Annotated in this window: 11 protein-coding genes; 6 read left to right on the top strand and 5 right to left on the bottom strand. The window is 43.4% G+C overall.

Annotated features, from left to right (window positions below; all coding sequences use genetic code 11):
* Window positions 1–131: 131 nt before the first annotated feature.
* Entirely contained in the window at window positions 132–1,001 is an 870-nt protein-coding gene (galU, locus tag VTH8203_RS01425; RefSeq protein ID WP_096992028.1) for a UTP--glucose-1-phosphate uridylyltransferase GalU, read from the bottom strand.
* A gap of 172 nt (window positions 1,002–1,173) precedes the next feature.
* Window positions 1,174–1,824, bottom strand: a complete 651-nt coding sequence (locus VTH8203_RS01420; RefSeq protein WP_096992027.1) for a LuxR C-terminal-related transcriptional regulator — start codon at window positions 1,822–1,824, stop codon at window positions 1,174–1,176.
* Window positions 1,825–2,084: 260 nt separating this feature from the next.
* Between VTH8203_RS01420 and VTH8203_RS01415 the strand changes: the two genes are divergently transcribed.
* Window positions 2,085–2,624 carry a single-stranded DNA-binding protein gene (locus tag VTH8203_RS01415; protein ID WP_096992026.1) on the top strand — a complete coding sequence of 180 codons (540 nt, stop codon included), beginning with the start codon at window positions 2,085–2,087 and terminating at the stop codon, window positions 2,622–2,624.
* A gap of 225 nt (window positions 2,625–2,849) precedes the next feature.
* On the top strand, window positions 2,850–4,841 hold the full coding sequence (csrD, locus tag VTH8203_RS01410) for an RNase E specificity factor CsrD (RefSeq protein WP_096992025.1): 1,992 nt from the start codon (window positions 2,850–2,852) through the stop codon (window positions 4,839–4,841).
* A 75-nt stretch (window positions 4,842–4,916) separates the two neighbouring features.
* Here csrD and bcsG read toward each other — a convergent pair whose 3' ends face one another.
* The 3 genes from bcsG to VTH8203_RS01400 are packed head-to-tail and all read right to left on the bottom strand — an operon-like array spanning window position 4,917 to window position 7,900.
* Window positions 4,917–6,548, bottom strand: a complete 1,632-nt coding sequence (gene bcsG / locus VTH8203_RS01405) for a cellulose biosynthesis protein BcsG (RefSeq protein WP_096992024.1) — start codon at window positions 6,546–6,548, stop codon at window positions 4,917–4,919.
* A 3-nt stretch (window positions 6,549–6,551) separates the two neighbouring features.
* Window positions 6,552–6,704 (bottom strand): hypothetical protein, encoded by a 153-nt coding sequence (locus tag VTH8203_RS24405; protein WP_158296038.1) that lies wholly within the window; start codon window positions 6,702–6,704, stop codon window positions 6,552–6,554.
* The gene (locus VTH8203_RS01400) at window positions 6,701–7,900 is read right to left on the bottom strand and encodes a BcsE family c-di-GMP-binding protein (RefSeq protein WP_158296037.1); all 1,200 of its coding nucleotides are present in this window, start codon (window positions 7,898–7,900) and stop codon (window positions 6,701–6,703) included. The genes VTH8203_RS24405 and VTH8203_RS01400 overlap by 4 nt, the downstream gene beginning before the upstream one ends.
* A gap of 316 nt (window positions 7,901–8,216) precedes the next feature.
* Here VTH8203_RS01400 and VTH8203_RS01395 point away from each other — a divergent pair, with 316 nt between their 5' ends.
* Genes VTH8203_RS01395 through VTH8203_RS24935 form a run of 4 tightly spaced genes read left to right on the top strand, consistent with a single transcriptional unit; the run spans window position 8,217 to window position 11,715 of the window.
* Window positions 8,217–8,441 carry a hypothetical protein gene (locus VTH8203_RS01395; protein ID WP_096992022.1) on the top strand — a complete coding sequence of 75 codons (225 nt, stop codon included), beginning with the start codon at window positions 8,217–8,219 and terminating at the stop codon, window positions 8,439–8,441.
* A 6-nt stretch (window positions 8,442–8,447) separates the two neighbouring features.
* Window positions 8,448–9,170 carry a cellulose synthase operon protein YhjQ/BcsQ gene (locus tag VTH8203_RS01390; protein ID WP_096992021.1) on the top strand — a complete coding sequence of 241 codons (723 nt, stop codon included), beginning with the start codon at window positions 8,448–8,450 and terminating at the stop codon, window positions 9,168–9,170.
* A gap of 2 nt (window positions 9,171–9,172) precedes the next feature.
* On the top strand, window positions 9,173–10,726 hold the full coding sequence (locus tag VTH8203_RS24940; RefSeq protein ID WP_244181128.1) for a glycosyltransferase: 1,554 nt from the start codon (window positions 9,173–9,175) through the stop codon (window positions 10,724–10,726).
* A 35-nt stretch (window positions 10,727–10,761) separates the two neighbouring features.
* Window positions 10,762–11,715: a PilZ domain-containing protein gene (locus tag VTH8203_RS24935; RefSeq protein ID WP_244181127.1), complete on the top strand. Its 954-nt coding sequence runs from the start codon at window positions 10,762–10,764 to the stop codon at window positions 11,713–11,715.
* Window positions 11,716–11,721 lie beyond the last annotated feature (6 nt).

Below are 11,721 nucleotides of genomic sequence, written 5' to 3'. Positions count from 1 at the left end.
AAGTATTACATAGTGTGAAGTTTGTGCAAAGAAATACTGGATAAAAAAACAGGCATATGAGTGTAAAAAGCGCCACCTCTAAAAGAAAGTGGCGCTATCACTTGTCGTATGCTTTATGTGTTCAGGCTGAATTAGGCTTTTTTAGTTGCGTGTTTACCAAGCTCAGCGGTTTTTTCATCTTTAAGGTATAAATTTTCAAAACAGTAGTTAGTGGCTTCGATATAGCCTTCTACGCTGCCACAGTCAAAACGTTGACCTTTAAATTTGTAAGCCAATACACAACCTGCTTTTGCTTGTTTAAGCAGTGCATCCGTGATTTGGATTTCACCACCTTTGCCAGGTTCAGTTTGCTCGATGAGTTCAAAAATATCTGGCGTTAGGATGTAACGACCGATGATAGCAAGGTTGCTTGGTGCTGTTCCTTGTTCTGGTTTTTCAACCATATCATCCACGCGGAAAAGATCGTCTTTGATCATTTCACCAGAGATAACACCGTATTTGTGCGTTTCGTTTTCTGGCACTTCTTGGACTGCAACGATTGAACAGCGGAACTGTTTGTAGAGTGCGACCATTTGTGCTAGTACGCCTTGATCTTCGTTGACACAAAGGTCATCAGCTAGTACCACCGCAAATGGTTCGTCACCCACAAGTTCACGCCCAGTCAAAATTGCATGGCCTAGACCTTTCATTTCACGCTGGCGAATGTAAGTAAACTGTGCTGAATCAATAATGTCGCGGATATCAACCAGAAGCTCTTCTTTGTTAGTGCCGCTGATTTGGTGTTCAAGCTCGTAGTTTTTATCGAAATGATCCATGATAGAGTGCTTACCGCGACCAGTCACAATGCACATCCCGTCCATTCCGGCTTGAATCGCTTCTTCCACGCCATACTCAATCAGCGGCTTGTTGACCACTGGCATCATCTCTTTCGGCATAGATTTGGTGGCTGGTAGGAAACGAGTCCCGTAACCAGCTGCTGGGAATAGGCACTTTTTGATCATGATAAAAACCTTTATCTTTATTTGTTTCAATTTGCTGCCACTGGCGGGCTATTGGAGCTAAGTCTACAGAATATCGCTGTTTTATGACAGTAGAAATGTGACAGAGTTCGCTCAGCTTTTCGAGATAAATTGAGCGAACTCTGACTGATACGATGAACAATGGCGACGTAAACTAAGACAGTAAGTTTTGATTCGCCCAAGCGATGGCTTGTAACCTATTTTTCACAGAAAGCTTTCTAAAGATCTGATAAAGATGGGATTTAACGGTGGATTCAGTAATAAATAAGTCTTCTGATATTTGCAGATTACTGGCACCGGACTGCAGGCAACGAAGAATTTCTATTTCACGAGCGGTTAAATCAACGACAGTGGGAGACGTATGAGCGGAAACAACGTGGCGGTAGTGATGCAATAACTGACTCGTTACATCACGCGGTAGCCAGTTCTTTCCGTTGATAATTTCACCTAAGCCAATCACCACTTTTTTAGCCTCCTCATGACTGTAAAATAACCCTTTTATATGCCCATAACGAAGAATCTCTTCTGTTGTTAACCGATGAGGGACATTGATTAGCACGGTCTCAAAGTTTTTGCTTGCCAACGGCAGATTTAACACCTGTCGAAAGAGATCTAAAGATTCTTTGTAATCAAAGAGCAAAATTCGGTTACGCGGACCAGAAGCGGTCGAGAGCAGGTCTTGAGGGGTGATCGTCTTAATTTCATTGATATTCAAATGTGACAGACGCTTAACCCTTTTGGTTACGGAGTCTTCTTGATTAAGAGTGACATGTTGAATGACACGTTGGTAATTATTTCTTCTCATAGCACTTTGTTAGTAATGATTTTTATGCATGTTGACGAGTATTCTGCGTGTGCTCTAGTACTGAAAAGAGAGTTTGAGAGTGAGTTAAATGTATCTAAGTAATTGATATGTTTATAAAGTTGAACATTACTTAGCTGGCTCGTAATAATGTTTGCTCTAGGGTTATTTTAACAACCATAGGATAAGCGCTGTTGCTGTACTAGCGGTTCGTGTTATCCTATTAGGCTAATTTAAAACACACTGTGGTTACGGAGCAAAACATGGCAAGCCGTGGAGTAAACAAAGTCATTCTAGTGGGTAACTTAGGTAACGACCCAGAAATTCGTTACATGCCAAACGGCGGTGCCGTGGCGAATATTACAATCGCGACCTCTGAATCTTGGCGTGATAAAGCGACTGGCGAACAGCGCGAAAAAACTGAGTGGCACCGTGTTGCACTATTCGGCAAGCTGGCAGAAGTAGCGGGTGAGTACTTAAGAAAAGGTTCTCAAGTCTACATCGAAGGCCAACTTCAAACTCGTAAGTGGCAAGATCAAAGTGGTCAAGACCGTTACACCACTGAAGTTGTAGTACAAGGCTTCAATGGCGTTATGCAAATGTTGGGTGGTCGCCAAGGCGGCGGTGCCCCAATGCAAGGTGGTATGAACCAAGGTGGCATGCAACAGCAAGCGCCACAGCAGCAGCAAGGTTGGGGCCAGCCACAACAACCTGTTCAGCAACCAGCTCAGCAGAAACCAGCTCAGCAGCAGCCACAATACACTGAACCACCAATGGACTTTGATGATGACATTCCGTTCTAAATCGAGGTTAGGTGAGGTCAGTTGATGATACTTGACCACATTGAACATGAAAAACCGCGATTATCATCGCGGTTTTTTTTATTTCTTAGAACCTTGCCATAGCTGATTACTTAAAGGTTCTGACCAAATTTGATATAACAAACATTAAGGCAGCTTGAGCGTCGACTGTTCGGCACTTTTAGAATTGTAGCTCGCTATTTCGTTCAAAAAGGACTTTGACAATCTATGAGGCAAACCCCAACTCTTAAACTGAGCACGCGCTTGGTCGCTTTTGTCACGGTCATTGTGATGAGTGCAGTTTTTATTCTCTTTGTCGGTGGAACCTTGTCGATTAAGCGAATGGGACAAGAGTACCTGAATCATCATTTAGCGGGCATCGTTAAGGTGATAGATAAAGAACTGGAAGACCCTGATGCCGCCTATATGATGCAGCGCTGGATGCCGAAAATGCTTCAGGCCAGCAATATTATTGAAATGCAGCTGTTATCTTCAGCCGGTGTTGTATATCGCTATAAGAATACCTCCCCAACGATAGATAGAACGATTGTCTATGAACAAGGATTCGAACTGGAGCGAAATGACGGCTATCGAGTGGAATTTGTTGCCTTACCACCTTATTTGGATGTTCGTTATTCGATAGAAGCGATGTGGTCTGTCACGCTTGCATTTGGTTTGATTGTATTTTGTTTGATGCAAGGGGTTAAATGGTTGCGTCAGCAATTGGTGGGATCAGAACTACTTGAAGAGCGGGGAAGAATGATCCTCGGTGGCCGTGTTGAACAATACGCTAAAGGTGATGAGCGAGAGTGGCCATATACCGCGAGTGAAGCCTTAGACATCCTTATTGAAGAGTTGCAAGATGCTCGTCAAGAACGCAGTCGGTTTGATACTTTCATCCGAACTCAGACCTTCCTCGATCCACTAACGGGCAGTGCGAATAGAATTTTATTCGATAGTAAACTTGAGTCAGCCTTACAAGAAAGTGGCGCGCAAGGTGGCGTGATTTTGTTTCGTATTGAAGACTGGGAACAAGCTCAAGAAAGACTCGGCAAATCTGCCGGCGATGACTTCCTTATTGAAGTTGGCGAAGTGCTGTCACAGTGTGTGCAAAAATACCCAGATGCGATTTTCTCGCGTTATTACGAGGCGGATTTTGCCATTTTCATTCCTCACCAAAGCAGCAAAGACGTGGCAAACCTGGCAAGTCAATGCATACGCCAGATGGAAAAAGCACCACCACCCGTACCACTGGATGAAGATAACTGGTGTCATATTGGGGTGAGTATGTACTCCGAGGGTGAACACCGTGGGCGTATTATGGAAGAAGCCGAAACGGCCCTTAAAAGTGCTCAGCTTCAGAAGGTGAACAACTGGAGCCGATTCCAAAAGCAAGCTCAAAAGTTTGATGAACGTGGTAGCGTCCGCTGGAGAACACTCTTTGATCGTGCTTTGTTACCTGAGAACTTACTGATATACGCTCAGCCTTGCTACTTATATGAAAAGGGCAAGGAGCTTAATGCTCTGCACAAGGAATTATTCGCGAGAATTGATGATCCAGAACGAGGAACGGTGAAGGCGTCTCGTTTCCATTCAGCGTTACTCCAAGTCGGTTACGAAGCTAATTTTGACCGAGCTGTGCTTAATAAAGTGTTTAGAAGTATTAAACATGGCCACCTTGCGCTTCCGGTATCGATTAATGTTTATGTTGTGCCGTTTGCTAACAAGAGCTACTTCAAATGGTTTAGAGACGAACTACTACAACTTCCTGTAGGGATAAGAAAGCAGCTTAGTTTCGAATTCTCTGAGGCTCGTCTTGTTCAGCATTTAGACTATATTCGTCCAGTGGTGAAAATGTTATCAGGTATTGGGTGTACCGTTATTGTAGGGCAGGCTGGACGCTCTATTGTTAGTACTCACTACATCAAGGATCTTAAAGTTGATTACCTTAAGTTACATAGAAGCTTAGTCAAACGAATTGATCAGCGTGATGAAAATCAATTGTTTGTGCGTAGTATGGTCGGTGCTTGTGGCGATTCCACAACGAAAGTTCTTGCGGTAGGGGTAGAAACGAAGAAAGAGTGGCACACCTTGATTGGTCTAGGAGTTAGCGGCGGTCAGGGCCGATACTTTGCCGCTGAAATGCAGTTATTGCCAGAGCAAAAAACCAAAGCTGTAACTATCAAGCCCGGACGCAGAAATCGTTGGAAACGCTCCTAGCTCTAGTAACGGCTGAACTCAAAAAAGGCACCCTATCTTACTAGAGAGGGCGCCTTTTTAGTTTATCAAATGGTTTTAATTATTACGCGGCCGATACTCCGTCCACGATTTGTCGTCAAAGCTGTAAAACTGCTTTTCATCGACTTCGAGCATTGTGGTGCCTGAGTTTTGCGAAATCACTGGTGTCGTTGGCAGCCCCTGAGTCAAGGAGGCGAGTGACGTCGATTTTCCTTGATAGATATCACTGGTTATGATGTTGGAAAGCAGATCGCTAAGTGCTAAGAAGCTGACTGGCGTGTCAATTTCCAGCTGAGTGCGATTGTCTATAGATACGTCACCAAAGAACTTAATACCGACAGGAACGCTGGTAATTGCTTTGGTAGGAATCTCTCTCATGCCTGATATTTGCATGCGGTCGCCACGAACAGCTGCGCCATGTTCTGGCAGCAGTACCACCACATTTCGTTTGCTCTCTTTTAGGTTTTGGAAGAACGCATAAAGGTCATCAAGCAAAATTCTCTGTTGACGCTTATAAGTCACTAGTCGTGAGCCAGATTTACCAACCACACGGTTGCCATCGTGAATGCTTATGGTGTTGTACAAGCTGACGGTCGGCTTGTCATGAGCGAGAGATTCCCATTGCGATAAAATCTCGCCATCACTATAGATTTTAGTCCCATCAAAGGCGTACTGAGAAGGTGACAAAGCTTCAATATCAACGGCAGGAGAGAAGTTACCAATGTTATTAGCAATGTGCTTGTTAAAACCATCGAATTTGCCATCGTGGTTCATAAAGACTTCTTTATCAAAACCAATACGTGCTAACTGATCGAACAGTGAGCATTGTTGAGTCAGGTTGTTGTTGAAGAGATCTGCATGTGATTGCTGTCCACAGTGAGCTCGTAAGATCCTGAGCACCGCCGGACCACTGTACGATGTAGCGGAGTTGAATTGTTTGAATAAAATATCAAACTCTTTAAATATCGGATGATCAATGTTGCCTGAATACTCCAAATCATCCCATGCGAGGGAGCAGACACTTAGGAATAAGATGTCAAAATTCGGCTGTTTAGCTGACTCATTGATACTTCCGAGCATCGAGGTTTTGTTTGCTTGTTGACTAAAGAACTGGTTGATATAGGTGGTGAGCCCTTCTGAAGACGTATCGATTGCTTCCTGAGCTACGCTGGGTGTTTCTTGTCCGCTAGTCATCCCGCCTTGCCCTTCAGAAATGACGGTTGCTGGTGTAGCAGTAATAGACATCTGCCAGAAGGAGCTTGGAACGGAAGCTATGGCCATTCCCAAAATAACAAACGTTGATAGACGTAAGATTTGGTTGAGGTATAAATACCCCACAAAAAGCACGAACCCGAGTAGTAAGAAGTCTATAGAGATAAAGTCTTTAGCTAACGCGAGAAGATAGACACCATCAAACTGGCTGACTAGATCCCACTGGCTAAATAGCCGCTCGATTGGCGGTAAGTAAGAGTCGTGATGCAAGAGGAGTAAAGCCAATATAATAGCGATGCTTTGTCTGGTGATATTTACCCAGCGAGAGCGAATTGGGAGCGCGATGAAGCAAAGCAAACTGAAATTATACAGAGGTGAAAAACTCAATGTATCATTGGCATACAAAGCCAGTTTCAGCGCAAAGTATAGGGTCCACCAACCGAGGGATATGGAAGCAATAGGTCTGATACTATGCATGATTTAAAATTTGGTTTCTCTTAAGTGTTTTGGCCGTTTGCTAAATTTGACAATAAGCTTAGCAATGGTGCGAAAAATACTTGGGGCTATGATGCCGATAGCTAAACCGACAAGAGTAAAAAAGCCCGCAACAATCAAAAAATCTTCAATGTTCATACATCGTCCCAATCGACAGGCTTGGCGAATCGACTCTTCGGCTTAGTGATGCTTAGCTGTGTAGAGTACGTTTCGGATTGTTCAATGTAGTCGATACCTTGAATGGCAGATAGTCTCTTAATGATGTTCTCTGCGGTCGTAAATTGCGCCTCTTCGATAAACAGTTCGCTTGGCGCGACTGCAAATACATTGAGTAATGCTTGGTGGATCTCATAACGTCGTAATGAACTGAAAAAGATCAACACTCGACCATCAATTTGACAAGCGATGTCACCCCTGCGTTTCATCTGACTATAGGAAACCACTTCATTGAGCGGAACCGATGAGTAAGGGGTTAACTCGACAAGAGCATACTCTATCTGAGTGTTACGACATAGCTCGATAGCGTCGAGTGTCATCGATTTAAAATCACTAAAGCTGATAAAGCCACTTTGCTTGACCGGACTTTCAAATTGAGTAAATAGACTCAGTTCATCGATATAGCGAGCGTCCATTTTTGTGATAGAAGCAAGGCGGACCTGGTCATAGAGTGCCGCCTCATTTTTACTATGCTCGACAATGCTTTGTGCACCAGCCGTAATTAGCATATGAAAATCATTGTATCGAATACAAGGAGCAAGCTCTTTTACTACAAAGTGAATGTTATCCCCAAAACGGTTTTTATTGTCGAGGATAGTTTTGGTGAGCGGCTTTATGTCATCGAATCCACGGCAGGGTAGCACAACAACACTTTCAGGAGTGGTCTCTAACACTGCTTTGGGGAAATCAAAGTTTTCAAATGATTGGAAACCATGGCTTTGGATAAAGTCTGAGCTGGCAGTTTGCGAAGAGACTAATACTGGCATGGCTTCTCGCTGAATAAGATGCTTTCCGTTATCGGTAAGCAAAAATAGTTTGTTCTCTAGCTGTGTATGACCATCTTGGTAATGGATAACCTTTAAAAAACACTGTTCTTGACGCGTTTTTAACTCACCAAGAAATACTCTCGTACCACGCAAATAAGGTAGGTATTCACCTTTTTGACTATCAATATTAACATCCAGTAATAGAAATGTAATATTTATAAAATTAGTTGTTGTTTGTTCGATCGCAAAATTAACATCTAATTTTGCACTTTGGCTTAGGTCTATCAATATAACGATATGAATATTTTTATCACTTGGGATTCGCGACAAGTCCTTCAAGAAGTCCATCATTGATAAGGACTGTTCTGACAGAAAGATCCGATCAAACTTCTGATTTATTAGTTCACTAGTTTTTAAGGTCAACTTACTGTTGCTTGTAAGAAAATCCTTTCCTAACGGGGAGGTAAATAGATCAGCGTTCATTTTAAAAAGTGGAATTTGATCGCTTTGTATCAACAAATTTTCCAATGACTCCCAAGAGTTAATGTATATCATTTGTTGAATCATTTAACTGTTTACCATAGATGATAGTGATATTAATTGGGTGATAGTGTACTATGCGTACAATTTTAGAACAAACTTATCTTAAGCAGAGTCGTAGAAGGTAATGCAAAAATACACCACAGATGTAGAACAAATCTATAAATCGTATGGTATTCCAACGACTGGCTATCAGAATTTGGAACGCAGTAACGAAATAGAATCATCACAAAGTAAATGGAGTTTTTTACAATCAAGCCAAACCGATCAAGCCTATGATGAAGGTAAAGCGTTGGCAATGTACGAGAGGCAAACTGAACTGTCTTCTGAGGCACAGTTTAAGGGCGAGTAAGCATTAATGTCCGTGTTACTTGTTAAAGGCATCCACGCAGGCGCGGGAGCGAATAGTGTTGCTGCAAACTTGGCTGCTGCCTATACAGTGTTAGGACATAAAGTGCTGCTGATTGATCTAGACCGCAAGAACCTCACTGGCCCTTGGTTTGCTCATTCGACAGAGCATATTCTAGGTTGGACTGACGCGATTAAGCGTGGAGAAAGCTGGAAAAGTGCATTGATGCAAGATCCCGTTGGGACCTATTTTCTACCGCACGGTAGCGTACCATTGATGTCAGTCGAGTATGCTGATTATCTTTTAGCTATGCTGAACGAAGCTAAAAACAAATTCGAAATCGTCATTATATTAGCGCCTCATGATTTTCATGAAATAGCGGTTAAAAAGGGTCTCTCTCTGGTGCTGAATATTGTGAATCCAACCCCTAGTTCTATTACCCAGCTTCATCGTTTCTTACAGCACAACACCTATCAACCAGCAACGTATTTTGTGCTGAATCAGTGTCGTCATGATGTGGCACTATCAAGAGATATGACGATGGTGTTAGAAGAAACATTAGGAACACGACTGATTTCCGCCCACTTATACTTTGATATTGCTATTCAAGAAGCCTTTGCCATGCTTGGTAATGTTATGACTGCAGCCAAGCGCTCTAACGCGGCTGTCGAATTTAGGCAACTGGCAACGGTATTGTTGTCTCAGGTAGAAAAGAACCAGCTACGCTCATAATCATGTTTGTTGCTCGACTAATTTCACTCAACTTGCTTCGTCAGTTTTCAGAGTCTATCCAGGTATCTGAACTGGCGTTAAAGAATCGTCACACTTTACCACTGCTTTGTTTCCTACTAGCGGTCGTATTCACACGTCGAGTGCCGACGAGAGCTGACTGGGTGCGTTACTTCCCACAAATAGACATGAACCACTTTAGCTTTGGGGATAATGTACGCCTGTGTATTCAAATTGTTTGGTTATCAGTCATTAAACAAAGTTTCACTTGGCATGACTGGCACCTCACACGTCACTTAAATGTTATTAAAACACTCAACTCACGATTCTTTGGTGTTTGTCGACGAATGTCAGCAAAGCTTGTTATTGCTATTGATGACAGACTTGAAGGCCGTGGGGTGAAACGAAGCGCGAATCATTTCTTACCTGATAGCTTGCTTTATATCGTATTGCTAGTGCTTACCGTACTTTGTTTGACGGTACCATTTTCAATCACTGCGCAAATTGTATTTGTTGGCGTGTTAGCGGTTGTCGCGGCTTCAATTCGTGGGGTGAAAGGGCGACTTCCAAATATGTTGCTTATCATTTTGTCGCTCATTGCTTCTTGTCGATACCTATGGTGGCGATATTCATCGACGATCAACTGGGATAAAGATCTCGATATGATCTTGGGCCTCGTGCTGCTTATGGCTGAGACCTATTCTTGGATGGTATTACTACTTAGCTACTTCCAAACCATCTGGCCTTTAAACCGATCTCCCGAACCTTTACCGGCAGATACAAATAAGTGGCCTAGCATTGATCTGTTTATTCCTACTTATAATGAAGAGCTAGAAGTCGTGCGTGCCACAGTGCTTGCGGCAACTGCCATAGACTGGCCAAAAGACAAAGTTAACATCTATATTTTGGATGATGGTAAGAGAGATGATTTTCAGGCGTTTGCTGAGCAAGCTGGGGTTGGGTATATCCGAAGACCAACCAATGAGCACGCTAAAGCCGGTAATTTGAATTACGCGCTCAAGCAGACACATGGTGATTACGTCGCTATCTTCGATTGTGACCATATTCCAACACGTGCTTTTTTCCAGGTGACGATGGGCGCTTTTCTTAAAGATGAGAGCTTGGCTTTAGTACAAACACCGCATCACTTTTTCTCACCAGATCCATTTGAGCGTAACTTGTCGCGTTTTAGACAACTGCCGAATGAAGGCAATCTGTTTTACGGTTTGATCCAAGACGGCAATGACATGTGGGACGCCACCTTTTTCTGTGGATCATGCGCAATTCTACGTCGAGGCCCTCTCGAGGAAGTGGGGGGAGTGGCGGTAGAAACTGTCACAGAAGATGCGCATACCGCGCTTAAAATGCACCGCTTGGGGTATCGCAGTGCGTATCTTAAAGAGCCAATATCAGCAGGTTTAGCGACTGATAGCTTATCTGCCCACGTGGGGCAGAGGATTCGTTGGGCTCGTGGTATGGCTCAGATATTTAGAACTGATAACCCATTGTTAGGTAAGGGCTTTCCTGGCAGCAACGCCTCTGTTACCTTAACGGTATGATGCACTTTTTAAGTGGTATACCGAGGTTGATCTTTATGGTCGCCCCACTAGCGTTTTTGATCTTAGACGTGTATATCATTTATGCGCCTGCACTTGCTATTGTCTTGTTTGTGTTGCCACACATGTATCATGCAAATGTGGCGAACTCGAGGATACAGGGTCAGTATCGGCACTCATTTTGGGGGGAAGTATATGAGACGGTATTGGCGTGGTACATCGCGATTCCAACCACTGTCGCTTTGTTTGCTCCTGACCGTGGTAGTTTTAATGTGACTGCAAAAGGCGGACTTATCGATAGACGTTTTTTTGATTGGGATATCAGCAAACCTATCATTGGGTTGTTGTTGCTTAATTTGACCGGGCTTGCTGTCGGAATCTTCCGATTGTTCGATTACGAGTTTACCGACACCACTATCGTATTAGTGAACCTGTTTTGGGTAATGTACAACTTAATTGTACTTGGTGTGGCATTGGCGGTCGCAGCAGAAGAGAAGCAAGTGAGGATGGCTCATCGAATTGACGTTGATTACCCAGTTTCTTTCATGACGACGTCGGGACATCACTATCCTGCCACATTAAAGGACTTTTCTTTTAGTGGCTTGGGATTGCAAGTAGACCCGCAGTTAAACATCCCAATCGGCGATGAAATCCTAGTAGCCCTTGAGCGTTATGGCATCAAAGAATCATTCCGTTGCGTCGTTCGATTTAGTCGAGATGGCGTGGTGGGAGCGGAGTTGTTACCGATGACCATGGAAAAGGAAAAGCGCTTTGTGCAATGCACGTTTGCCAGATCTGACACATGGTCTAAATGGCAACAGGCATATGAACAAGACAAACCGTTAGAAAGCCTCAAGAGTATGCTTTATGCGAGTGCAGTCGGTATTAGAAAAATAATTGAACTTAGCCCGTCTGTGGTCAGAACGGTAGTATTTAAGTGGGGTGATATTTTGATGAGCATGGCTTCTTATCGTCCTCGCTGGATTGTATAGGAATAG

Origin of the sequence: Vibrio thalassae (genome assembly GCF_900089835.1) — a bacterium.
GTDB lineage: Bacteria > Pseudomonadota > Gammaproteobacteria > Enterobacterales > Vibrionaceae > Vibrio > Vibrio thalassae.
This window is presented reverse-complemented; position numbering and strand designations above follow the sequence as displayed.

Bases quoted from the DNA above. Each gene is read 5' to 3' on its own strand.
- VTH8203_RS01400 (WP_158296037.1), bottom strand. From the start codon at position 7,900: ATGATGGACTTCTTGAAGGACTTGTCGCGAATCCCAAGTGATAAAAAT.
- VTH8203_RS24935 (WP_244181127.1), top strand. From the start codon at position 10,762: ATGGTCGCCCCACTAGCGTTTTTGATCTTAGACGTGTATATCATTTAT.
- csrD (WP_096992025.1), top strand. From the start codon at position 2,850: ATGAGGCAAACCCCAACTCTTAAACTGAGCACGCGCTTGGTCGCTTTT.
- VTH8203_RS24405 (WP_158296038.1), bottom strand. From the start codon at position 6,704: ATGAACATTGAAGATTTTTTGATTGTTGCGGGCTTTTTTACTCTTGTC.
- VTH8203_RS01390 (WP_096992021.1), top strand. From the start codon at position 8,448: ATGTCCGTGTTACTTGTTAAAGGCATCCACGCAGGCGCGGGAGCGAAT.
- VTH8203_RS01415 (WP_096992026.1), top strand. From the start codon at position 2,085: ATGGCAAGCCGTGGAGTAAACAAAGTCATTCTAGTGGGTAACTTAGGT.
- galU (WP_096992028.1), bottom strand. From the start codon at position 1,001: ATGATCAAAAAGTGCCTATTCCCAGCAGCTGGTTACGGGACTCGTTTC.
- bcsG (WP_096992024.1), bottom strand. From the start codon at position 6,548: ATGCATAGTATCAGACCTATTGCTTCCATATCCCTCGGTTGGTGGACC.
- VTH8203_RS24940 (WP_244181128.1), top strand. From the start codon at position 9,173: ATGTTTGTTGCTCGACTAATTTCACTCAACTTGCTTCGTCAGTTTTCA.
- VTH8203_RS01395 (WP_096992022.1), top strand. From the start codon at position 8,217: ATGCAAAAATACACCACAGATGTAGAACAAATCTATAAATCGTATGGT.
- VTH8203_RS01420 (WP_096992027.1), bottom strand. From the start codon at position 1,824: ATGAGAAGAAATAATTACCAACGTGTCATTCAACATGTCACTCTTAAT.